The sequence below is a fragment of the Microbulbifer jejuensis genome (assembly GCF_047289955.1).
In the GTDB taxonomy this organism is placed as follows: Bacteria; Pseudomonadota; Gammaproteobacteria; order Pseudomonadales; family Cellvibrionaceae; genus Microbulbifer.
On the sequence record NZ_JBLBUB010000041.1, the window covers coordinates 1 to 23,538 of the forward strand.

Annotated in this window: 21 protein-coding genes and 1 tRNA gene; 6 read left to right on the forward strand and 16 right to left on the reverse strand. The window is 47.6% G+C overall.

The window, feature by feature from the left end:
- Positions 1 to 653 precede the first annotated feature (653 nt).
- Complete coding sequence (locus tag ACL7TT_RS19115) at positions 654 to 1,514, reverse strand: delta-class carbonic anhydrase (RefSeq protein WP_413397805.1); 861 nt, start codon at positions 1,512 to 1,514, stop codon at positions 654 to 656.
- 685 nt (positions 1,515 to 2,199) lie between these two features.
- Here ACL7TT_RS19115 and ACL7TT_RS19120 point away from each other — a divergent pair.
- Both ACL7TT_RS19120 and ACL7TT_RS19125 read left to right on the forward strand, forming a co-directional pair.
- Positions 2,200 to 3,414, forward strand: coding sequence for a PQQ-dependent sugar dehydrogenase (locus ACL7TT_RS19120; protein WP_413397806.1), 1,215 nt, complete (start codon positions 2,200 to 2,202; stop codon positions 3,412 to 3,414).
- Positions 3,415 to 3,606: 192 nt separating this feature from the next.
- Positions 3,607 to 4,080 carry a DUF6265 family protein gene (locus tag ACL7TT_RS19125; protein ID WP_413397807.1) on the forward strand — a complete coding sequence of 158 codons (474 nt, stop codon included), beginning with the start codon at positions 3,607 to 3,609 and terminating at the stop codon, positions 4,078 to 4,080.
- Between the two features lie 189 nt (positions 4,081 to 4,269).
- On the opposite strand, the gene ACL7TT_RS19130 is transcribed toward ACL7TT_RS19125, so the two are convergent.
- The 8 genes from ACL7TT_RS19130 to ACL7TT_RS19165 form a co-directional block, all read right to left on the reverse strand.
- Complete coding sequence (locus ACL7TT_RS19130; protein ID WP_413397808.1) at positions 4,270 to 5,268, reverse strand: carbon-nitrogen hydrolase family protein; 999 nt, start codon at positions 5,266 to 5,268, stop codon at positions 4,270 to 4,272.
- A 536-nt stretch (positions 5,269 to 5,804) separates the two neighbouring features.
- Positions 5,805 to 5,881, reverse strand: a tRNA-Pro gene (locus ACL7TT_RS19135).
- A gap of 538 nt (positions 5,882 to 6,419) precedes the next feature.
- Positions 6,420 to 6,563: a hypothetical protein gene (locus tag ACL7TT_RS19140; protein WP_413397809.1), complete on the reverse strand. Its 144-nt coding sequence runs from the start codon at positions 6,561 to 6,563 to the stop codon at positions 6,420 to 6,422.
- A gap of 601 nt (positions 6,564 to 7,164) precedes the next feature.
- Positions 7,165 to 8,448, reverse strand: coding sequence for a sensor histidine kinase (locus tag ACL7TT_RS19145; RefSeq protein WP_413397810.1), 1,284 nt, complete (start codon positions 8,446 to 8,448; stop codon positions 7,165 to 7,167).
- Complete coding sequence (locus tag ACL7TT_RS19150; RefSeq protein ID WP_413397811.1) at positions 8,445 to 9,155, reverse strand: response regulator transcription factor; 711 nt, start codon at positions 9,153 to 9,155, stop codon at positions 8,445 to 8,447. The genes ACL7TT_RS19145 and ACL7TT_RS19150 overlap by 4 nt, the downstream gene beginning before the upstream one ends.
- Positions 9,156 to 9,162: 7 nt before the next feature.
- Positions 9,163 to 10,647 (reverse strand): ArnT family glycosyltransferase, encoded by a 1,485-nt coding sequence (locus ACL7TT_RS19155; protein ID WP_413397812.1) that lies wholly within the window; start codon positions 10,645 to 10,647, stop codon positions 9,163 to 9,165.
- Positions 10,631 to 11,659 (reverse strand): glycosyltransferase family 2 protein, encoded by a 1,029-nt coding sequence (locus ACL7TT_RS19160; protein WP_413397813.1) that lies wholly within the window; start codon positions 11,657 to 11,659, stop codon positions 10,631 to 10,633. Before ACL7TT_RS19160 ends, ACL7TT_RS19155 begins: the two co-directional genes overlap by 17 nt.
- Positions 11,643 to 12,047 (reverse strand): GtrA family protein, encoded by a 405-nt coding sequence (locus tag ACL7TT_RS19165; protein WP_299942417.1) that lies wholly within the window; start codon positions 12,045 to 12,047, stop codon positions 11,643 to 11,645. The genes ACL7TT_RS19160 and ACL7TT_RS19165 overlap by 17 nt, the downstream gene beginning before the upstream one ends.
- A gap of 1,472 nt (positions 12,048 to 13,519) precedes the next feature.
- On the opposite strand from ACL7TT_RS19165, the gene ACL7TT_RS19170 reads away from it, so the two are divergent.
- On the forward strand, positions 13,520 to 14,902 hold the full coding sequence (locus ACL7TT_RS19170) for a M12 family metallo-peptidase (RefSeq protein ID WP_413397814.1): 1,383 nt from the start codon (positions 13,520 to 13,522) through the stop codon (positions 14,900 to 14,902).
- Positions 14,903 to 15,190: 288 nt separating this feature from the next.
- Here the strand turns inward: ACL7TT_RS19170 and ACL7TT_RS19175 are convergent, their stop codons facing one another.
- From ACL7TT_RS19175 to ACL7TT_RS19205, 7 genes are all read right to left on the reverse strand, one after another.
- Complete coding sequence (locus tag ACL7TT_RS19175) at positions 15,191 to 16,390, reverse strand: cytochrome-c peroxidase (protein ID WP_413397815.1); 1,200 nt, start codon at positions 16,388 to 16,390, stop codon at positions 15,191 to 15,193.
- Positions 16,391 to 16,470: 80 nt separating this feature from the next.
- On the reverse strand, positions 16,471 to 17,421 hold the full coding sequence (locus ACL7TT_RS19180) for a FixH family protein (RefSeq protein WP_413397816.1): 951 nt from the start codon (positions 17,419 to 17,421) through the stop codon (positions 16,471 to 16,473).
- Positions 17,422 to 17,541: 120 nt separating this feature from the next.
- Positions 17,542 to 18,873, reverse strand: coding sequence for a choice-of-anchor B family protein (locus ACL7TT_RS19185; protein WP_413397817.1), 1,332 nt, complete (start codon positions 18,871 to 18,873; stop codon positions 17,542 to 17,544).
- A 1,309-nt stretch (positions 18,874 to 20,182) separates the two neighbouring features.
- On the reverse strand, positions 20,183 to 20,680 hold the full coding sequence (locus ACL7TT_RS19190) for an OmpW/AlkL family protein (protein WP_413397830.1): 498 nt from the start codon (positions 20,678 to 20,680) through the stop codon (positions 20,183 to 20,185).
- 3 nt (positions 20,681 to 20,683) lie between these two features.
- Positions 20,684 to 20,920: a hypothetical protein gene (locus ACL7TT_RS19195; protein ID WP_413397818.1), complete on the reverse strand. Its 237-nt coding sequence runs from the start codon at positions 20,918 to 20,920 to the stop codon at positions 20,684 to 20,686.
- 317 nt (positions 20,921 to 21,237) lie between these two features.
- Positions 21,238 to 21,381, reverse strand: coding sequence for a hypothetical protein (locus tag ACL7TT_RS19200; protein WP_413397819.1), 144 nt, complete (start codon positions 21,379 to 21,381; stop codon positions 21,238 to 21,240).
- A gap of 170 nt (positions 21,382 to 21,551) precedes the next feature.
- Positions 21,552 to 21,725, reverse strand: coding sequence for a hypothetical protein (locus ACL7TT_RS19205; RefSeq protein ID WP_413397820.1), 174 nt, complete (start codon positions 21,723 to 21,725; stop codon positions 21,552 to 21,554).
- Positions 21,726 to 21,998: 273 nt separating this feature from the next.
- Between ACL7TT_RS19205 and ACL7TT_RS19210 the strand changes: the two genes are divergently transcribed.
- From ACL7TT_RS19210 to ACL7TT_RS19220, 3 genes are all read left to right on the forward strand, one after another.
- Complete coding sequence (locus ACL7TT_RS19210; RefSeq protein WP_413397821.1) at positions 21,999 to 22,286, forward strand: hypothetical protein; 288 nt, start codon at positions 21,999 to 22,001, stop codon at positions 22,284 to 22,286.
- A 96-nt stretch (positions 22,287 to 22,382) separates the two neighbouring features.
- Entirely contained in the window at positions 22,383 to 22,871 is a 489-nt protein-coding gene (locus ACL7TT_RS19215) for a hypothetical protein (protein WP_413397822.1), read from the forward strand.
- Positions 22,872 to 23,003: 132 nt separating this feature from the next.
- The gene (locus ACL7TT_RS19220) at positions 23,004 to 23,492 is read left to right on the forward strand and encodes a GNAT family N-acetyltransferase (RefSeq protein ID WP_413397823.1); all 489 of its coding nucleotides are present in this window, start codon (positions 23,004 to 23,006) and stop codon (positions 23,490 to 23,492) included.
- Positions 23,493 to 23,538 lie beyond the last annotated feature (46 nt).

Below are 23,538 nucleotides of genomic sequence, written 5' to 3' on the forward strand. Positions count from 1 at the left end.
CAGGGGGAGGTTGATGCAGTGGTATGCGATTTAAATAACCGCCCAAGGAAAACATTAGGCTTTGAAACACCAGAAGATTTAATGGATAATTACTTGGCGGCACAAGCCGCATAAATGGTATGCACTTCAAGGTTGAATCCGCGCATGGAAATCAATAAACTGAAAAATACATACAGGATTTTCACAACACTGCCTTCAATAAAAACGACGCTGCCAATAGAGGAACCTCTTTAGTTTATCTACTAGTTGGTACGTATGTACGTGTAGGCATAGTGAAAAACAAACCCACTGCCGGATCGGTAACGCTGCTGAGGTCATTTTACCCATACCAAAAAGTGCAAGTAGACAGACACCATTTAATTAGTAGAGCGTCAAGTCTATTTTATTTGCGCAAACTTTAAAACGTTTTTCCCAAGACACTGCATTTGGCGCCTGGTTGTCTGAGGCGCTGGCCTGCACACAGGACTTGCCCCAGCCCGTCGCATCTGCAGATGGGACGGAACAGGCTGCACTGGTTCAACCACACCTCCCAGGTACGCTGCTAGTAACCATCAGAACACCCCCCCCAGCCCTACTCAAAGTCACAAACCTGGTCACTACAACTACGGCCAATCGAAAATATAGGGCGCGTCGCCACGGTGGACATCGCTGGGTTACTTCTCAAAGGGAGATAAAAGGTCTGTGTTAATCACAAGGTTTCTTACACCATGGGCCTGATTTTCATTGAAAACATTCTCTTCACACCATTTGCCCACGGTCTCTATATTCACCTTGGCAACATTGGGACGAACAGCCCAGGTCACCTGGAATGGCGAACCCGCTTCATTGTAGCCGGGACCCGTTGTTGAGCCACTATACACAATGGGTGTGCCGGTATTATCGGGTATATTCAGAGCCTGGTAAAAAGTATTTTTTTGACTGAGCCTGGTCAGCGCCATAAAGTCTATCGCACTACTATCGTTGACTAAAACAAATACCTGGGCTTCCACTCGTAATTGCGGGTTATTGATTGAGTCACTCAGGCAGGCACCCAGGGTAGGACCAGGTTTTACCTGGGCCGAGGAATGCACATAATGCACTTCAATAGTATCCCCAGACTGAAGGCTGCCGTGCTTGCCTGGACATATCTCCCGACTCACAGGAAAAACTTCGCTCTGGGTTAAATCACCTGAAAAAACGTACCCGGTTTGATATCCATTGCCATCACCGTTGCCCGCATATTTTGAATATTGACCACCTGCATGCTCTGCAGACTTATGAAAATGTATATTGCACAAGTGCATTTCGCTGTAGGCAGGCGCCGCACCAAATACAACCCGATTATTCCCCAGCGGAGAATCGATATCACGCGGAGACTGAGGACCAAACCCTTTACCTTTGGTATTTGCTTTGAGATTAAGTCGTTGCTTGGCAATGACCGCATCGTCAACTGCACCCGAATGACGAGATTCAGACGCAGCGCCGAGTGATAAAACCAGTGTTGCCGATGATAATAAGCAGGCTATTTGCTTCATAAGATCCCCCTATGCACATTAAAGAATATCAATATTGACTGGGTCACAAACACGTTCATATTGACTGCTGAAACTTTCATCATTTCTGCCAGGGTTTTGGGTAACAGCGTGCGCTAGGGTATGTCCACGCGCCAAACACCGCAGCCGCTCCCATCCGATATAGGCTTCCAGTGAAGCACGGGCGCATGAACAACCGGCATCACTGACCTCCAGACGCTGCAGAGCCGAGTTGATCAGGCGCCGGGAATTACCCTGCATACACGGCTATCGCTTTCACGGGTGCCTGTGATTTGCGGACCCTGCTCCCGCAGTCCTACCCGGTCACATGCGTTAGCGCGTTTTTCCTGAACCCGGGGGTAACCGCCCCTCTTTGCCTCTCTCCCGCCACACGGCATAAACGCGGTGTAAGAGGCATTGACCCAGCTGGGCCTTCAGGCCGTCTCTTTCTCACCAAAATAGGTGCGGACCTACTCTGAAAGTCACCAAGTATTGGATGGATACTTTCAGAACCGGTGTTCCCACTCTCCCGAAGCGGGCAATTCATGGCCCGGACCGCCCAGGGTAATACATGTGCCGATAAGGCTATCTGGCTGTCAAAGAATTTTATACACTTCAAGCGCTGAAATAACTGCAGTAGCGTTTGCACTCCACATAACATACAAGAAACTCAAGGAGAAGAGTACAGATGTCAATCACAACCCTCATCAGTATGGCTGTACTGGGCCTGAGCATAACGGCACTACAGGAAACACCATTGCCGCCAGCCCCCACCTCTCTTTCCGGTAATCCCCAACAGATCGATATGCAGCTTGTTAAAACTGGCGTCTTGTCATCCTTTCAGTTCGCCAGTGGCTTGACCCGACCGGTTTTTGTAACCCATGATGGCACGAATCCCGACTGGATCTATGTGGTTGAACAACGTTCCGGGTCCACTGGGCGGATCAAAATCCTCGACCGGGCAAGCGGCTCTCTGATCTCGACTTTCCTGTCGGTCAGCGGCCTAAACACCGGCTCTGAACAGGGCCTGCTCGGCCTCGCATTCGATCCCGATTACGCAAACAATGGCTATCTCTATATCAACTATACCCAAAACAGTCGCACCTATGTAACACGTTATCAACGCTCCAGTACCAATCCGCAAACAGCAGACTCCGGCTCTGCGCAAGTGGTATTTTCCATCAACCAACCTTTCGCCAACCACAATGGGGGCTGGATGGCATTCGGCCCCGATGGTTACCTGTATATCGGCATGGGTGACGGTGGCTCAGGCGGTGACCCGGATAACCGCGCGCAGAATCTCAATGACCTGTTGGGCAAACTACTGCGTATTGATGTCACTTCGCTGCCCTATTCAATCCCCGCGAGCAATCCATTTGGGGACGAAATCTGGAGCTACGGCCTGCGCAACCCCTGGCGCTCCAGTTTTGACCGCGTCAGCGGCGATCTCTGGATTGGTGATGTCGGTCAGAACAACTGGGAGGAAATCAATTTCCAAGCAGCCTCCAGCAGTGGTGGCAATAACTGGGGATGGCGCTGCTACGAAGGCAACAATGCCTTTAATACCAGCGGCTGCCCGAATCCCGGCACTATGGACTTCCCGATATGGGAATACAGTCACGGTGGCTCCCCATTCCGCTGCTCCCTCACCGGAGGCTATGTCTATCGGGGCACCAGCATACCCTGGCTGGACGGAACCTATTTCTTTGCCGATTACTGTTCCAACCAGATCTGGTCGCTGAAGTACGACGGCAACATGGTATCCGAGTACACTGACCGCACTGCAGAACTGGCTCCGAACAACGGCAGCATCAGCAGAGTTTCAAGCTTTGGTGAAGACTATTTCGGAGAACTGTATATCTGCGACATTAATGGAGAAATCTACAAGATCATCCAAAATTAACCCAATAGAGACTGAGATGGTTTAATAATTACCGCCGTTAAGCCATCCTTACCGGGGTAAGGCACGGACGCTCAGGAAATACGCCACCAGGAGCATGACCCGGTCTCATCTGGTTGAAAGATCGGGGCCGGATCATGCAATAGATTCCATATTATTTCTGCAAGCCAATTTTGATCAAAAGGTGTGACCACCATGTATTTACTGAGATATAGCGTATTTTTTAGCATTATTTTTACACCACTTGCCCAGGCATCGATGGATTGCCGTTCTTTGGAGGACATTGACTGGATATTGGGCAGTTGGGTTTCTGAATCCTCTCAACGAACCTATAAGGAACATTGGAGTAAGGTCAGTGAAGCTACTTATGAGGGCTACAGTGAAGTAACACTCACCGATGGTAAAAATTCCGGCTATGAGTCGCTCAGATTGGTAAATATGGCTGGAAATATCTTCTACCTTGCCAAAGTCTCTGAAAATACCCTACCCATCGCCTTTAAATTAGTTTCCTGTTCGAAAGAGCGGTTACACTTTGAAAATATTCATCATGATTTTCCACAATCCATTCAATATGCCTATAACAACGCGGGCAATCTCTCGGTATTAGTTGCGGGTAGTGGAAACAAAGGGTTTAAGCTCAATTTCGATCGCAGTACAGTGATCAAATAAAAGAGAGCACCCGATGACAGCATCGATAGCAAATGCCTGCTGTAGGGTAGTCTCCCAGAGGAGGAATAGACAGCTAAAGTGGTGGCTTCTCCTGCCCTAGCCACAGGGGAACCTGCCAGACAACCCCCGACCCAAGAAGCGATATGGCAATGCGCGTCTCAGCCCCGGGATTGTACCGCAAGCCGGTTTTTACTCGGCATCGATGAAATCGGCAAGTTGCTGGCGCTTGCGGTCTACAACCAGGCGGGTGACATCGGGCCTGCTGTAATGGCCGGTGGGGTCAAAGTTCTGGCGCTCCCCCCGAACAACTGCGTGGTCCAGCTCTGCAGTGATCAGGATCTCCTTACCCACCTGAGGCGCCACCACCCAGGACCCATCCGGTGCAGCAATACAGGAGCCTCCATTTGCCAGAAATGGGCCCCCATTCTCAAGAATTTCCGTCCGCGCCAGTGTATCCTCGGGAAAATCTGCAGGGCGCATAAGGCCGGAGACCGAGATCACATAGCTTCTGCTTTCTTTGGCAACAAATCTGGTGGTGTCTTCTGTATTGTGTAGCCCACCGGGCCAAACAGCCACATGCAGGTCTTCTCCTTGGGCATAGAGCGCCGCGCGCGACAGCGGCATCCAGTTTTCGTAACAATTAAGCCCCCCAACGGTAAAGCGGCCCAGGGGGTGCACGCGCAACCCATTACCATCCCCCGGCGCCCAGGCAAGACGCTCTTCGTAGGTCGGCTGCAGTTTGCGATGCGCAGAACCGACCTCTCCCTTCTGGTTGATATAAACCAGGGTACAATAGAGGCTGTGTCCACTTCTGTTCGCCGCGCGCTCCATAATGCCGAGATAAACGGCAATACCATACTGCTTCGCCAGGCTACAGATTGTATCCAGGTGACCATCTTCAATCACCACACCCTGTGCAAGGTACTCCGCATAGATGGCCTTTTGTTTGGGATCATTGAAGCGGGCACCATCCGTGCGCTCAATCCAAAACGGATACCCGGGCACCAGTGCCTCGCCAAAGGCCACCAACTGGCACCCCTGCCTGCCGGCCAGTTCAACCGCACCGGCAACTTTATTGAGAGTTTCCCCGCGCTTCAGCCAGATCGGCGCGATCTGGGCAAGTGCGACCTTGACTTTATCCGCAGCAGCAATTGTCTGCGCCTTATCCGCAACTGAAAAAAATTTCATAGAGGTCTACCCAGGTTGTAACAGTAATAGCGCTAATGTGAAAAGCGGGAAAACAACCGGTCCAAAGCGCCCCTCCTTGTACCGCTGCTAAGTTTCGGATTTCCAACACACTACAGGAACTTGATTCCCGGCTATAGGGGACAGCGTTGAATCGACAAGATGAGCATCGTGATGCCAGCCAAAACCACCACAGCAGTCTTGTCAGCCTTTCCCCGCCATAGCATAACCCTGCCACAATGCCATTTCCACAGGCTGTAAAGGTGTACCATCGGATAAAGCGACCGCGGCAATGCCTTAATTGAGCAGAAAGATCGTGACAGGGCCTTTCCAAATAATGCAATGCGGATCACCGGGCCAAGCGGGGAGTAAAAAAAGATGGGGCGATTATGCAAGCTGGGCATAAACCACAAGACAACGGATGCTTTTGCATTTGACCTAAACAGTGGGCCAGCTGTGAAGCCGGACTTCCCGCACTCCCAAAGGGGCTATTTTCCCTCAGGCTGTTGGCTCTGTTGTTCCGGCAAGAGAGAGGAAGTTGGTCGGGGATAGAGGATTCGAACCTCCGACCTTACCGTCCCGAACGGTACGCGCTACCAGGCTGCGCTAATCCCCGATAAAGGCGGCACGGATGGTAGCGGTAAGCCCGGCCTTTGTAAAGAGGATTGTGCCCGCCCGCGCGCACCGGCGCGTAAAGCAAGTAGAACCTACTGGCCATAAAGAGATTTTAGGCTCACTCAGCGCATTTTTTTGCAGAAAAAGGAGGCCAGACCGGGGCTGCCCCCGCCACCGGTGTAAGGGCTCCACCCCTGGCGGGTTTTTGATGGTTGAGCCTTGATCTCGCTGTGGGGCCTTGTGCAAGGCTTCGGGGGCGGCTACCCGATATCCTCAAACCAAATCTGGCAGAAACCATCCAATTGCGCTTCACTGACCATGGATTTTTATTACCATTTCTGCGTTGCGCCCTAACGCTGCGGCAGCCGCGCGCCCTGTTCGATTGGAGGGGGACAGGGAAATCCATCTCCCAGTCGACACCCTACTCTTCTTCGCTATCCCACTGCTCATCATATAACCAATCAGCGTGTGGAAGATCGTCTCTGTTCGGGACTCGAAGCCCTCGCGCTCCAGTATCGGCATGGCCCGGCCGCGATCATCTAATAGAATCTGGAGAGCACCAGGGCTTCCGGAACATTCTGTACAGCGTGTTTTTCCAGTGGGATTTTGACTTGGGTTTTGCCCATCGTATCGACGTAGTGGAAAGGGATTTGTTCTTCTTGCGGATATTGATTTTCGATCATAGTGCGTCCTGCGCCTCCCAAATTACAAACATTCTGTCGGCAACCCAGATGAGTTTCCCCATCAGGGTCTCCACCTTCATTCTCTCGGTCACCGTTAATCCGTAGTAATTTTTATCCTTGAAATCCGGTACAAAGGCCAGGCCATCGCGGGATATCCGCCTCTTCCAGCACCCAGAAAGCATGGATGGGCATGCCGTGGATCACTTTCTTTTTTAAGCGATAAATACGCTTCAGGTGTTGCCAATGGACAGAGAAAGGCAAGCCCACTCGCTTGTGGGGCAGCACCCATTGTTCACCTTGGGAAAACAGGTAATAAGGCTTTCAAACTCCCATGACCATCGAGGCATTGTGACTGCTTTTAGCAGAGTGGGGTACGCCCCCTGTGCTGTGGGCCGGGCATAAAATGGCCCCCATGCCCAGCGCAGCGCAGCACACCCCACACCCTACAGAGCCTTACAATCACCAGGCAATGCCCGCACACGCGAGTCACAGAAATCCGGCTAAGCACGGCACATGAGTCATAAGCGGCTCAAGGCCAGTTTGTACAGTGTGGGGGGTGCAATCGCAGGTGGAGGGGGCAGTGCCGCGCTATCCCGGCCAACTAGTCCTGGCCGCAGGCAGGCATTCGGATGATAAAATGAGTTCCGCTACTGCCGGAGTGCTCAATGTCCAGTTGCCAGTTCAGGCGCTCACTGATCAGTTGTACAATAAGCAGGCCAAAACTGCTTTCCTGCAGTCCGCCGGGCGCTTTGCCGGGGGCCTGCGAAAACTGGCTGACCACACTTTGCGGCAAGCCGCTGCCAAAATCGTTGATGTGTATCGACTCCCTGCCCAGCCGTATTTGCACCCTGGCGGCGGTATGCATCAAGGCATTTTTAATCAAGTTGCGCAACAGCATGCGCACCAGTGCGGCGTTTGAATAGACCAACAGCTCTGCACTGTCATAAATGACCTCGGTGCGGCCCTTGAAATTGCCATTGCTGCTGCCGAGATCGGCAACGATTTCGGCTGTCAGTTTTACCATGTCGAGTGCGACAAACTCCTCTTTGGCGGTTTTGCCCCGTGCCAGTTGCAGCAGCATTTCGGTATCTTCCTGCATGGTACGGGTAGCGTTACGAATTCTCAGTAGCGTTTTTTGATCGCTTTGTGAAACATCGCGACGCTGCTCCAAAATCTCAAGCGCACCACTGATAATGGCCAGCGGGGTGCGCAATTCATGGCTGGCCAGTTTGACAAACGATTTTTCCCGGTGAATATGGGATTCCAATGCGCACAAAAATCGGTTAAATGATTCAGCAATCTCTACAAACTCGCTGTCGCGATAATCCCTGGTGAGGCGCTCCATGGCAATACCGGGTTGGATTTTTTGGATATCCCGGGAGAGCCTTTTGAGCGGTCTGGTCAGTAATTTTGCACTGCCCTTTGCCACCAAAAATCCCACCACCAGCATGATGAGGGCAATTGACAAAAGCAGGATTTTAACCAGAACCTCCCGCCGCTCCAGGATAGTAAAATCTCGCGCCAGGAACAATTTTCCAGGCGGGCTGTCTATTTTTTCAATAATAATCAGCAGGGTCTTGTTACCCACTGCAATTTCTGCGGAAAGCGGCACCGGTCTATTGCGGAAAAATTCCGGCAGGCGGGATTCACCCTCTCCACTGGGCAAAAAAACTGCTTCCAGGTTTCCCGTCCTCCAGCGTTTGAACTGCCCGTTATCGATATGGGTTTTAAAAAACTCCGCATCCGCATTTAATTCAAAATTCAATGCATTGTATTCAATATCCTCCACAAAGAGATCCACGGTGATCAGGGAAATCACTATTGTGACCGCAATCATTAAAAACAGCGTCTTGTAAAGGCGGCTGGAGAGGGTACTTTTTTTCATTGCCGGTCTTTGTTATGGTTCACGGCTTCCAGCCTGTAGCCACGCCCATGTACCGTTTTGATAAGACTGACCCCAAACGCAGTCTGCAGGGTTTTTCGCAAGGTATAGATATGCGTGCGCAGACTATGGCCATCGGTCTCCCTGCAATCTGCGCCCCAGATGGCCTCATGCAGGGCACCGTGACTGAGGAAGTTGGGATAGGCACGGATCAACAACTCAAAAATCCGGGCGGGAGTCCCCGCCAATTCCACTTGTTTGCCGCGCAATCGGGCTGTGAGCGTTCCCGGATCAAATGACAGGCTGCCCGCCTGTAAATTCGAGCTTTTCAAAGCATGGCGCCTGTACAGAACCTCAATACGTAACTGCAACTCCCTCAATTCAAAGGGTTTCACCAAATAATCATCTGCCCCGCAGGAGAAGCCCTTTTCCTTGTCGGCCAGGGAGCCCAAGGCGGTTGTCAAAATAACCGGGGTGTCGCATTTCAGGTCCGAGCGAATTCTCCGGCAAATTTCAAGGCCATTGACGCCCGGCAGCATCAAGTCAAGGACGATAACATCATAAGACTGGGTGGCCAACAAGTGCAGGGCCGTCAAGCCATCGGGTGAAAAGTCGAGGTTGTAGCGCGCCTCCCCCAGGAATTCGAACAGGTTCTCCGCCAGGTCTATTTGATCTTCCACAATCAACAGGCGCAGTTTTCTGCCCGTCAATGAAGACTCAATCGAATTCGGCACGGCTTGATGGCTCACGTTGGGACATCGGGCTTTTTACAGACAGCAGTCTGAACCTGCGGTTTTGCATTTCCACACTGCCGGTGGTAAAAAGAGGGGCAAGTTGGCTGTCGTTCATTCGCTTTGCAGGAATGACAACGAAATATTCCCGGTAGGTATTGTCCTCTTGCATTTTTTCCAACTGCTTTAAATGTATGGATCGGGCGGTACCGCGTGAGTAGAAACGGGCAGAAAAAGGTGCTTTTCCAAGGTATAGTAAAGGACTACTACCAGCTTCCCTGCGCTGATTATAGTAGCTCACCAAATGTTTTTCACTCTTTACAGAATAGAGGCCGCTACTCCAGGCCAATGTGATAACAAGCAAAATCAAAGGGCATACGGCCACTGTGGGCGCATAGAGAAACTTAATCGTATTCGGCCTGCCAACTCCTGAAAGCTGTCGCGCTATGAGCACGGCACTAAAGGGGAGGGATGGCAGAACATAAGTCCAGAGGGTATTGCCGGCCAATGTAAAAAACAGCAAGGGCCCAAGGGCGCAGAATAGTAATAAAACCGCGCGTTTATCTTGCCAAAAGCCGTTGAGACAACGCGCACTGCCTCCTGCCATACGGACTCCCAGGACCATGAGCGCGAGAATACCCCAGGGAAAACTGGCCCAAAGCCAGAATACCCAAATCATGCCCTTAGGCTGCGAGTGCGCATTGCCGTAGAGGTCACCGGACCAGCCGGGATCAATAAACCGCAGGATATGTTCACCAACGATGAAATAATCGAGAAATCCGGGGGTCTTGAGTTCCGCTGACAAATACCATGGCAGGGTCAGTGCCAGGGTTGCCAGACTGCCCCACAACCACGGCAACCGAGCCAGCACTGTCCATCTGTACAACCCAAACAGTATCCCCAAGACAATCGGTATGCCAACGAGCACGGCTGCCAAAGGCCCTTTGGCAAGAAGCCCGGCAGCCATCCCCAGAAAAAACAGCCAACCCCAGCAGGATTTGCCCCCCTGTATAGTACGGAGGAAGCCCACCAGGGACAGGGTGATGCCCAGCGCAAGAAACGCATCGGTCATCACGGCACCGGCACTGATATAAGGCAGCGCCATACTGACAAAAATCAGCACGGACCAACGCGATGTTTTATCATCCCGGTACCCTTGGGCAAGCCGCCAGGTAAGGAAACCGGTCAAAATCGTGGCTATCAGGGCGGGCAGACGAAAATAAATTTCACTGAGACCAAACGTCTTTGCAGAGGCGGCCTGTGCCCAGAACGATAGCGGTGGCTTGCCCCAAAACGGCATGCCGGCATCAAACCAGGGGGTAATCCAGTCACCGGTATCGGCCATCAGGCGGGCAACTTCGGCATACCTTGCCTCTGTTGTATCAACAAATGGAAACAGGGCCATGCTGATCAGGCGACTTATCAGGATAGCACCCAGCGCCAGGACCCAGTACCTATATTGCCTTGGCATGCTGCAGGGTTCCCTTGCGTTTGATTTCCAGATACGTTTGCACTGACTGGCTCTCCAGGATTTCCTCGGTCAGGTATACAGGTCTTTGTTTTGCTTCTATATACGCTTTACCAACGTATTCCCCAACAAGACCGATGCTGAAAAGCTGAACGCCGCCGAGGAAGGTAATAATGGCCATAAGAGAGGGGTAGCCCGCGGTGACATCGCCGATGAATACGGTTTTGGCCACAATCCAAATACCAAATAGTGCACCTGTCAGCGCGGAGATAAGCCCCACGCCCACGGCCCATCTTAAGGGGGAAATCGAAAAGGATGTCAAGCCTTCAAACGCGAGTCCAAACAGTCCGCAATAGTTCCATTTGGTTTTCCCGGCAGCCCGCTGTGCCCTGTCGTACCGGATAACTTTTGTCGGCATGCCCACCCAGGCAAACAGACCCTTCATATACCGGTTGCGCTCCCTGAGGGTTAAGAGTGCATCGACCGAGCGACGGCTCATCAAGCGAAAATCCCCAGTATCTACGGGAATTTTTGTCTGGCTTATGCGGTTCAGAAAGCGATAAAACAAATGTGCGCTCAGGCGTTTGAACAGGGTTTCCCCTGCCCTGGACCGACGCTGCATCAGCACCACATCGGTACCGGACAACCAGGTATTGAGCATGGTCGGGATACATTCTGGAGGATCCTGCAGATCGGCGTCCATGATCACAACCGCATCCCCACTGGCATGTTCAAGGCCGGCGGTGATCGCAGCCTCCTTACCAAAGTTCCTACTGAGTTTGATCAGTTTCTGACCCGGGTAATTGTCCAGAGCCTGCCTAAGATATTCCGCACTGTTATCGGTGCTGCCATCGTCAATAAAAATCAACTCCGTCTTTAAAGGCAGCTTTTTCAGGATGGGTATCATCTGCTCAAGAAAAGTCGGCAGCATTGCACTTTCATTGAAGACCGGTACAACTATCGACAGCAACAAATCCTCAAAGTGATTAGCTACCGGATTAAGGTGTTTTTTCATGGAATACCAACCTTTTATAGACAATAAAGTTCAAACCGGCCACCAATGCGGTAGTGACCACCTGCGCGATAATGATTGGAAAATGGACATCCCGTGTTAGTACGAAAAATACAGATACATTGACAATCCATGCAAAGGCACAGGAGGCAAGGTAGCGAAAAAATGTCCGGGCATACATTTCAGCACCCGGAAAAGCCAATCGGTGCTGAAGCCAATAGTTCACTATTGCACCGGAGGCGGAACCGATCAGGGTGGAGAAAACCGGCAGACTGGTCAGCCCAACAAACAACGCCATGACGGCCCAATGCACTGTGGTAGCCAGGCCACCGGCCGCTAGGAATCCGACAAAAGTTACGCGAAAACGGCTGAACTCAGAATCACCGTACATAGGAATCCAGTTCTTAAAAATCAGGGTGCGGGCCCATTAGCCACAGTGGTTATAGGCCCGTATTTTATGGATTCCTGCGTCAGCTTCTTGTGTAGTTTTTGTCAAGAAAGTGTCAAATTTTGCGAGTTTGACGGTTTTTGGACTAATTTGTGACCTGAGCAACTATTGGAGTCTGCAAAATTCGTATACAGCCACGAAGCGTTGATGCCCCCCTGCGGTATCCTAGCCAGGGTACATATCCAGATGATATCGACACGAGTCTTCTCGAATTAGTAGGGAAAACTCTCAAAGCTGGTCGGAAAAATACTCCACACCACGCCAGACCAAATGGAAAAACTGTCGTTGATGAACCCCCGCAGTTGGACACAGACAGCAAGGAACTATCTGGAATTTTTCGATAGTAATTTGCTCCATTGAAGCACCTCACCCTAGGTAACCATTTGGCACGATGGCCTTAAAATTGGACCCTCTACCGTAGAGTCTTCAATGACATCCTGTTCTCTGTTTGCAAATACCCTTTTCTCGAGATCTGGAACAGGTGCTTTCAACTTTTTTGTACCATTGTTGTAAAAAGAGATATTTCATCAATCACCTTGCTTTATAATCGTTCAAAATATCTTATACTACTGCTCTTAGATAATGGTTTTGTTGGATGATTTCATCCAGTAGTTTTCAGATTCAAACATGGATAATCCATTGAATGTACTGATAAGGATGACGGGAATAATACCCCTTCCTCAGGATCGTATAAGGTACGGGAACCGATTACGCGCTTACAAGAAATGTATTCACAACGTGTCCTGGGAGAAGGACATTCACATTATTCCCACCCGCTAGTAAATAGCGATATTGCAGTACTGGCACAATTTTAGCTACCAACAGTAAGCATACTAATAATAGTCATGATGGGCATTTTAAATATATCATATTACCTCTATATAAAAATTAGCTTATGCAAACAAACTCCGCCTGTGCCATTTACATTATGAATAAATTAGGTTATAGATAGACTTTCTTATTGAATGCTCACAATTATTTAGGAGAAACATTAATAATCTAATTTTTTCAACTTAATAAGCCCCAATTCCCTCAATACTTTACCTGGGAGGAAATAAATTACCTAAAGAATATGAGGCAGTCTATAGAATAAAAGTACGCCAAAAATAGGTAATTATTTATTTTTAGACAGGATTGCCAAGATATAAATTACTGTTAAGCCTACATTGAATATAACAGTTCTAAATTTTAAAGTAGGCATGAAATACATCTTCATTCCTTATCACCAAATTCAGCACAGAGAGAGTTGGCTTTAGCAGTAACGCATGAAGATCCCATTATTTAGGGTGTTTGAACCTTTATCTTGCTGTTGAATATTAGCAGTTATTAAGATCACCAGCTACCGTATCAAGTAAAACTGCCTGCTCAGGTATCTGCTTGGGCATTTTGAGCTTAATTATAATGAAGGCAATCACATGATTATTAAAATAAGTTTTAAAGTGATAATTCTGACCCTGATATTCACTAACCATACATTTGCAAATGACATGCATGAGATATTTATTCAGAATATCGAGAAAAGTTCTGACATCAAAAATAACATTAAACAATCGTCTAAAAATGAAATCAAAGGAGTTATCAACCTGGGGAAATACAATACGAAAATTAAAAATATACAAAAAAACTCCAAGATAAATCTCCGCATCAGAGACAAGGATATTGTTTTTAAAGTTAAGAGTATCAGGAAAAAAAGTACAGCAAGATTTTCTTTTTCGGCATCCGGGGTCGATAATAATACCCTTTATATTGCGAAAAATAATGGCCAGGTTGTAGGATCTCTTCATCATGCCGGAAAATTGTTTAAACTGAGACCAAATAAGAGTGGAGATACCGTATTAACAGAAGTACCACAAGAAACATTAATCGACCATGATAACGCTTATTATGAAGATTTCACCACCAATAGCTTACCCGATAATAATGTATTTACAAAAAGTGATACTGGTTTAGAGTTTACAGTTATTGTTGCCTACACGGCTCAATTTTTAACTGCTGCAGGCAATATTGATGCCTATATGGATTTACTTGAACTAGAAACCAATACATCGTATCAAAACAGCGACGTGCAAACCAGTGTAAATATTGTTCATGCCTATCAAACCAGTTATAACGACACTGGAAATTTTTATACTGACAGAGATTATTTTTCAAATACAAACAATCCAGAAACACAGGAGTTACATAACCTGCGTGACTTTTATAATGCAGACATAATGATTGTTCTCACAGGGAATAATTACAGTTTTTGCGGTATTGCCAGATCAATTGGGGCTACAGAAGATCAGGCACTGGCCTTAGGTAGGGAAAGTTGTGCTACGGGTTATTATACTTTCGCTCATGAAATCGGGCACTTATTTGGTGCAAGGCACATTATCTCTCAAGATCCCAATGTAACTCCGTTTTCTTTTGGGCACGGCTATTGTAATGTCACTGCCAATACTTGGCGCACTGTAATGGCATATGGTTGTCCACTCGGAACTGGAGGGCAACGCATACAACAGTGGTCAAACCCCAATGTGTTTATCAATAATGAAACCACAGGGACCGTTGATGTTGAGTTTAACGCCAAGGTAATGAATTTACGTGCCGATGAAGTCGCAAACTTTAGAATTTCATCTTCCCCCTTTGATGTGAATAGCGATGGCTGCGTAGATCATAATGACCTAATTGAAATGTTACCTCATCTCGGCAACTCAGTCCCACCTGCCCCAGCATCGCTGGATGTCACTGGAGATTTGATAGTTGATATCGTCGATTACAATCTTGTTTTTGAGAATTCCGGTCTAGGTTGTCAGTAGGTTTAACAGGTGAGGAAATTTCTGACTTGTCGATAGCTTCATGTATCTTATCCTACCTAAAGAAAGCTATTTCATTGAAGAAAAGGGGGTTTATCAGGAGATTCTAAATTACACTGTGATGTTTTATCACAGCCAACGGTTAGCTTCGGCGATGAACCCCATTTGCTCCAATGATTACAGATTCACCTTGGCTGAAATGAAAAGTAGCTTAGCTGTTTTATCCTAACTTTTTTGGCCACCCCAATAGTTATTCAATCCTGGCTTGGCTTAAGTGAGGCGTGTATTGATTTAAGGTGCGCTCCAAAGTGGATCATTTGCTGGTATGGGTGACGATAATGTTTGCAGAAAAGCGATGAGTTGCTTGATCTGCAACTCGTCCAACCCCAAGGGTAATATGTCAAAGTGTGGACGACTTGGGTGCTGTCCGGGGTCATAGTAGGGTGGAGCCGGGCTATTGTAATGGGCTAGCACTTGTTCCAGTGTGGAGAATTGGCCTGCGTGCATATAAGGGCCAGTGTGGGCGACGTTGCGCAACGTCGGTGTTTTAAACGCACCAACCAGTTCCTTGCCTTGCTTCTTTAAGAAGCGCATTTCCTGGCAGTCATCAGCGCCGGCGTCGCTTTGCGCAGAGAGACAAGTAAATGCGTCGTGCTGTAATAGCTTTACACCGACATAGCGGCCTAAATCCACATTTTCTGGATCGGCTTCCGGTGCGCCGATATTGTGGAACTCATAGTTGGTAAACAGTGGTCCATTGTGACAGCTGGCGCAGTTGGCGCGCCCCATAAACAAACGCATCCCGGCCACTTCATCTTCACTCATCAAGTCGGCCAGAAGTTGAATATTCTTGTTGTCCCGTTGCAACTGGCCGACAAAACGATCAAAGCGTGCGGGGTGCAGTTGCAGCTTACGCTCGTAGGCCATAATGACTTTGCCTGCTTGACTAACAATCCGGTTGACCGCAGCTTTTTGTCTCTTTGTCAACCTTGGCTTTCTCCACTGCTTGTCGATAACCCTTTGAAGTTGTACCCAATCCGCTTTATTGGAAAAAAGTTGTTCAAATTCTCGCCGGTAGTGCTGCCGGATAATGCGCACAAGGCCGAGGCGGTCGAGTCCGTGTTCATTGATGTCTTGCAAGGGTCCCAGTGCCTGAGACCACAAGCTGTCTTTGCGACCATCCCAGAACAACCATGGGCTGTGAGTGGCGCCGAGTATGGTGGGCGCATTGCGTCTGGTGGTGCCCAGTGCTTGAGATCGGGGGAGCCCGTCAGTGAAATACTTGTGCGGCTGGTGGCAGCTCGCGCAGGCAACCTGACCATTAGCACTCAGTCGTGTATCGAAAAACAGCTGTTGACCGAGGGCAGCTGCGTAGGGGTCATCGGCAACAAGGTTATCCGGCGCTGCGGGTAAAGAAGGCAGGGTGGCTAAAGTAAAGCGATTGAGAAAAACAATATCTGCGTCGGTGAAGCGATAATTTTCGCTGGCCATTGCGAATTTCGTAATGTCGCAGAGAGAAAAAGATAACAGCAACAGGGAAAATAGGTGTAATAGTCTTTTCACGGCAATGCCTACAGACGGATATTGAAAGTAACGGTATCATCCTGGTGATTGACTCGAATATTAAATGTCATCACCCACCAGCCAGGCATTTGGAATTTTACGCCTTGTACTCTGTAAACACCTGGTGCCATCTCCTCTGTGACACGCGGTTGTGTTGGCAGCCCGTGTACATGTCCAGGCATATGCCCTTCGATTGCAATCTCAGCACCACTCAGGGGCTGGCCATCCAGCTTCGATAATATCAGGCGCCATTGGTGCATTTGATTAAGCGGCACCAGAGTGGTTGCAGTTTCCGGTTCCACATGAGCGAAAACCGTAAGCTTGCGAGAAATTCTGGAGCTACTCAAGTTCAGTTCGTCAGGAATGTTCTGTCCACTGAGTGAGGGTATCTCCAAACTCATGCCCGGCGTTGAACCCCTTTTCCCTGGAGAACTATTCATATTTAACTTTCCTGGGTGGACGCTGCGAATGCTGATATTGTGTCCTGCGATGGAGTTGTCACTTTCAGCACCTCTTATCCTGCCGGTTAAACGGATGTGTGGCTGCCAAGTCCGAACATAGGCTTTTTCCAACAATATGAGCGCGCGCTTGCGCTGCTCTAATGCCTGGTTGCGCAAACGGCTGATTTGTTCCTGCCACAGTGGGATTTCTTTGGCAACTATGTCAGTCGTATGCTTGAGCAATTGGTGTTCTCTGCCCTTGGGCAGTGCGTGTAATTGTCGTCGCAATTGATTCAACGATTTACGTAATCGGTTACTGTGCAGGCTTAGCGATATGGATTCGGCTTGTGCCGCCTCAGCACTATGTAACATTTTTTCGCCGATTCGGATCATAGTGTGGCTATTATCGCTATGTACACTATCTTCTAGGAGATTGTTGTTCTCAATAGCTGTAGCCGTAAATGAAAACAATAGGCAAATCGCAATACATCCCTCTCGACAGGTCAATTTTACTTGCATTTTTATTTCCGGAAAATTTGATTACTCCGAATGGCTTCGGTTGATGATCAGTTTGAAGCCAGGGGGATGTCGCAACCTGTGCGCAAAGCGCACAGGTCAATCGACAGTTTCGGCACGATATTATTGTGAATTCGTAAGAATTTGATTTTGAATAGCATTCCAATCAGGTCGCACTACATACAGACCATTGCCGATGTCGCTGACAATAATATTGCCACTGGAGAAATAAACATAGCTACTCCAGGCGCCGGAAAACTGCGCACTATTTGAACTGGGAATCGTATCAAAATAAGCCACCTCCTGAAGATTACCCGAGGCAATGTTGGCCGCATCAAGAATGCGTAGACCGGCCCGGTAATTGCTCTCATACACATAACCATTGTTTGTATAAAGATTGTGATCAATTGCTCTGGTCGGCCCCACATAACGTCCTGTTTCAACTGGCCCATTCAGATTGCTTACATCAAAAATATAGGAAGTTGTATTTTGACCACGCGACGTTTCATCCTGTTCATCATTCATGATCAGGAAGGTGTGATTGTCGTCCAGAAACCAGCCCTGATGGGTATATCTGGAACCCTGATATACTGTGCGCGATAATTGCTGTGGATTTACTTTGTCGGTCATATCCACAATGGTAATACTATCCTCATTGTACCCGACACAAATTTCCCGGCCTACATAAAACGAATCGGGACCAGAATAAATAACACATTGGGCATCATGGGTATAACCATCGGATGAAAAACAGCCTGCATAGCGAGGATTATTTGGAGTGGAAATATCCACTGTATACAGTCCGCCACTGCATTGATTACTACCGACGATATAAGCATAGCCACTATCTTCGTTGATAGCGATATTGTGCGCGTTACCAAATCCACTCATATGGGCGGTTTCACTGAGTGTCTGCCCCGGAGAAGGCAGGTTGCGCAAAGTGCGCAAATCAAAAACCTGTAAACCATGCGAACGGTTACTGAATCCATCGGCAACAATAAAAGCGTGATCGTTATAGACCTTTATATCCCGCCAGGCACTTGTACCATTGTTATGCGACGGTAAAAAACCGAGATACAGCGGTGCATCAGGCACGGTGACATCTATAAATGAAGTACCATTGGTTCTGCCCACTATCGCAATCTCAGCGCCCGTTAGGGGGTCAGAATAACCCCATATATCGTTGAGATTGGCGCTTCCTCCACCCATACTTGTCTTGGAAAAAAAAGCCATCAAATCAATATTTCTGCAAGGATAGCCTGCGGCATTGCCATTTAGGCAAAATTCGACCGACTGAAAATTGGCGCTAAGCCTGCGCTGCTCCTGCGACAGTCCACCATTATTGCTTTCATCAAATTTGTAATTATCTGGGAACATGGCGCTGTGACCCCAGGTCATATATGGGATTACCAACAGGACTACGGCAGCGATATTACGTATGGAAAATTGGAACATTGCCTGAGACTCCTTGTGTGGTTGGCGATTAAATTCATCGTAACTGTGCAAATCTGTGACCACCCACAGAGTGGGTGGTATGACGAAAGCCCCAGGAGAGGGGCAGTGCTACAGTCCCGTCAATTTTATCTTCTTCTGACAGCGCTCTTCACCTCCTTGATTCTTTATATACTTTCGAATCCCTACTCATCTAAACAAGTGATACTAACGTAGTAATTTCTAAACCTAAACTGTCAGGTGATTAAATTTTCCTTTACCTGTAAATACTCACGAAATCTTCAAATCGATGATGGCTCATCAATTACCGTGAATATGGTCGCTCGTCGCATACCCTTTGACCTATCCAATCCGTCGTATCGGTAAAAATTACAGAATATGGCTTCGATCTCTTTGCGCAAAATTCAAAATATCATCTTTCTAAATAATTCAAATAAAATACCAGCAATACTGCTTGATTCAGCCGGTCGCTGAAATAGCCTTCTAATAGAACTTGTCAGTTTATGTGAAACCAAACTCCTTACCCTGAACGCGTTAACGATAGTGACATGTCAAATCTGACCACCAGAAACAGCGGTTAACCTATCTGGTAATTCGACTTACTGTATTAACAATTGCGGACTGAGATAGTTTATTATTTACGCTGAACGTTGAATAAATTTCAGCACATAAAGTATTGATAGCGTGACGATACAATTCGTCTTCATCAAGATAGATCTGGCAAGACGACCATCGAGAATCCAATTTAAAGGCATCTGAAGAGGTCATGCGATAGCTGCTCAGAAAGAAAATTCTGCCGTAGAAGTAAAAGAATTTGTGCTTCTTGGAAAATAGCTGGGCTTTGTGGCGCCGAATAATTTAGAATGGCACCTCTTATAATATAAGAGGATTATTTTATCATAAAGCCGTTAAAAATGAATATTTAGGAGTTGAAATCTGCGCATATCCTAATTACTGAAACACTTGCAGTTACACAGATGCGCAGTATTAAAAATATTTCTGTAAATTATTTCATTAGAAGTACTGGGAAAAGATCTATCGCCTTAAGATTAAACAGGCATCTCCAAAAAGAACATACGATAAAAGCCTTAAAGCTGGCAGTTCCGCTAGAATAATAAATTTTATTTCTTTATTTTATGGCTTTGCATCCCTTGAGTTTTCAGAGTCCGCAGACTGCTTAACCGTAGCAGTCCTCATTAGAGACAGTAATGATAATAAATTGGATAGCGTTGTTTAACAGAGACTCTAAAATGTGAATGTGCTGAGACCTGGGAAAATACCTCACATGCGTAAAGTATTGTGGCACAGCGAGTCAGAAACGGTAACCAATACCCAGTGAGAAAACAAATGGATCAATATCAACCTCCACATTGATACGGGAATATCTGTGCGTTTCTGTAAAAAAGCGAATGGTGGCATCGGTATCAATATCCAGGTACCAGATAGCCGCGTTAAACTGCCAACGGCTTTCCCGGCCAAAGGCAATGTCTATTCCCACCTCCCCAGCCAGGCCCCAGGAATTTTTCAGCTTGAGTCTTGCCCGTGATTTCGCATCGAGTACAGTTTCAAAATAGTTCTGAGCCACACTGTTGATATGTTCACTCAAAAAATGGGTGTAATTCACTCCGAGGCCGATATAAGGTTGTATCCAGGATTCTATGCATACCGGGTACCACTGTATGCTAAGAGTTGGCGGCAGGTGTTTGATATCGCCCAGGCGAACCCGACCGAGAAGCGCCCCGGTCACCGGGTCTGGCAGACCGCGTACATCAAGGTCGTGTTTAAATGGTGCTGTCGCTAGAAATTCCAGACCCTAGTGGTCTGCAAACAACCAGGTACCGGTAATACTAACGGAATAGCCAGTATCTAGGTAGACCCGTGTGCCTGGCAGGGCTGTGCTATTCAAGCGCAGATGATTGGAATCGTCATTGGGGTCAACTGCTGCAGCACCGACCCGAATAATCAAGTCGCCTTTTTTATACTCGGCCAGGGCCTGGCCACTGATTAATATGGCAGCACAAAGCATTGCTGTCAGATTGTATCTTTTCATCATTCACTTTCCTACGGATTCCAACTATAAATGGAGATACTTAACCAGTGTAGTCAGCAGTAGCCATGGGTCGCCCTATAAAAAATGACATGTATAGTATTCCAGCTGGTAATTGGCGGAAAGTGGAATGCACAAACTGTTTCTCCAGTAGTTATTTTCTCTCTTATTGACTCGCCATAAATGGCACTCCCTCTGGTTGCTTCACCCCCTGAATACGGGTTGGCGAGTTAGCCGAAGAGGAGAATCCATTTAATATACTTGTAAAGCAGGAGGGAAGAATAGCCCTCTCCCAGGATCGTATGAGGCATGGATGCCGATTACGAGCGTACAAGGATGTATTCACAGCGTGTCCTGGGAGAGGGGTACTCTTCCCTTCCGACCCGGTAGGAATCGAGGAAATCGCCGTTTTCCACCGCCAGATGCTTGGCGATCTCCCAGTCGATAACGTTGCCCTTTCCCACAGCAATGACAAATTTATAAGTAGAATATTACGCCATTGACTGAAAAACATACTGAATAAAAGCTATCCCCAACTAGTGCAATCTAATCAGGCTGGCATTGGGTGGTAAAATGAGTTTTTCAAGCGATTTGGTTACGGCTACAGTAGGACTGTTGTGATCTGCAAATTCCCTTAGCTTCTTGCAGATAAAAATCTCCGATACTGAACCGCGGCTCCCAGCATACACAACTCCACCAACATGCAGACGGCAAGCTTCTGCATCAGGGAAAAATCCTGCATATCCCACAGCACGATTTTCAATGCGACTAATCCATATAAAATCGGTGACAGCTTCAACAAGGACATGAACTTTCCCTACACTCCCGCCGTATTTACCCTACCCATCGAACCTGTGGACTTCGTTATCTTGTACTAACTTGAATCACCCTGGGGCTTGCCCTTGCCATCGAATAGTAGTTATGATTACCGCTAGCCCAGTGACCCAACTCTCCTACAGAAGACTTTCATCTCATGAGCTCATACCCATGCTGGGCGTACACAAGTAAACGCACGGGATGTCAAAACTGCTGCTCCGCGTTGCTTTTGCCTCTCATGCTTTAAGCGGTATAGGAGGAGAAATTGAAGCAAGTTAACCGGAAAAAAGTATCAAGTAGATATCTATGGAAGTTTATAGCCTGCCTGCTTGCATCAAGTTTCCTCCCCGTGGCATATGTACTATTAGTGATCGCGCCAGGGTTAAAAGCTACCTGGTTTGGTGTTGCTGTAGTTTCAGCAATTGCCTCTTCATTGATTATCTTGGTTCTTCCTCTTAAAAGGACACGTTATTATATTCCAAGTAGTGTTGTGGTGAGTGTCGCTGTTTATGGGGTAATTCAGGAGTATCTAGTATTCAGCCATGTTCCATAATCAATCCAAGCCGCCCTACCCGGCCGTTAGTTTGGTGGGTTGGACGGCCTACGCTCTGCTTAGGCCACCCTTGTTGACAACGTTAAAAAGCAAACCATGATTACACAGCAAGTCACAGCAATCGCATTAAGGATTTTTTCAATTTGGCTTTTAATTCAGCTAATTCTGAATTTACCAAGCTTTGTATTACTATTCACCAGCGTCGCACAATATCAGCAACATGAAATACCTATGGGTGCTTATGCCGGCCTCATTGGAGCAATTATCCTGGCCGGGCTTATCGCAGTTTTCTTAATTAATAAAGCGGCGAACTCAGTATTGAGCCGTGCCAAATCTAATTTCGAGGCAACATTGAGTAGCGACTCTCAAAAAGTATTGTTCCAGCTAGCAGGTTTGTACTTTGTTGTTAATGCTCTAGCTTATCTACCACGCTCACTATCATTCATACCAAATACAGTGGAAATAGCATCATCAAGCATTCTTTGGCCTGCTGGTTTGGTGTTCCAGTTAGCAATTGGCTTATGGCTTGTTAGCGCATCCACTTTTTGGCACAATCTATTTAATAAGCTCAGGGGTCGTGTCTAATGTCTTTTAGCAAGCCAATCAATTTCGCCCCTTCGGGGCTGGGTCTCAGCTTTGCGTGCTTCGACCCATTATTGAGGCGTGGGACTTCTATACATAAACAAAAAACGCTAAAATCAAAAGGGAGACATGTCGGTGAGAATAGAAGTTGATGATCTTTCAAGCCCTTTGGTTGCTCAATTTCTCGAAGAACACTTAGAGGATATGAGAGCAATTTCTCCGCCGGAAAGTAAACATGCTTTAGATTTAGAAGCATTGAAGTCATCAAATATTACATTTTGGACTGTTTGGGATGAAAATAAGTTAGCGGGTTGTGGTGCAATCAAAGAGCTGGATTCTAGTCACGCAGAAATTAAGTCTATGCGAACAGATCCTGAATTCAGAAACAAAGGTATCGCTTCATTCATACTTGAGCACATCATAGAAATCTCAACTGAAAGTGGTTACAAAAGACTGAGTTTAGAAACAGGTTCTATGCCTTTTTTCAAACCTGCTCACCGGCTTTACGAAAAATATGGTTTTGAGTATTGCAAGCCCTTTGCTGATTATGTAGAAGACCCGTATAGCAAATTCATGTCAAAAAACTTGTCAACGAAGCCTAATCGGGTAATGGTAGGTTTCTAGCACGCCCTCCACTCACCACCGTACAGGCGGGTCTGTATCTCGCGGT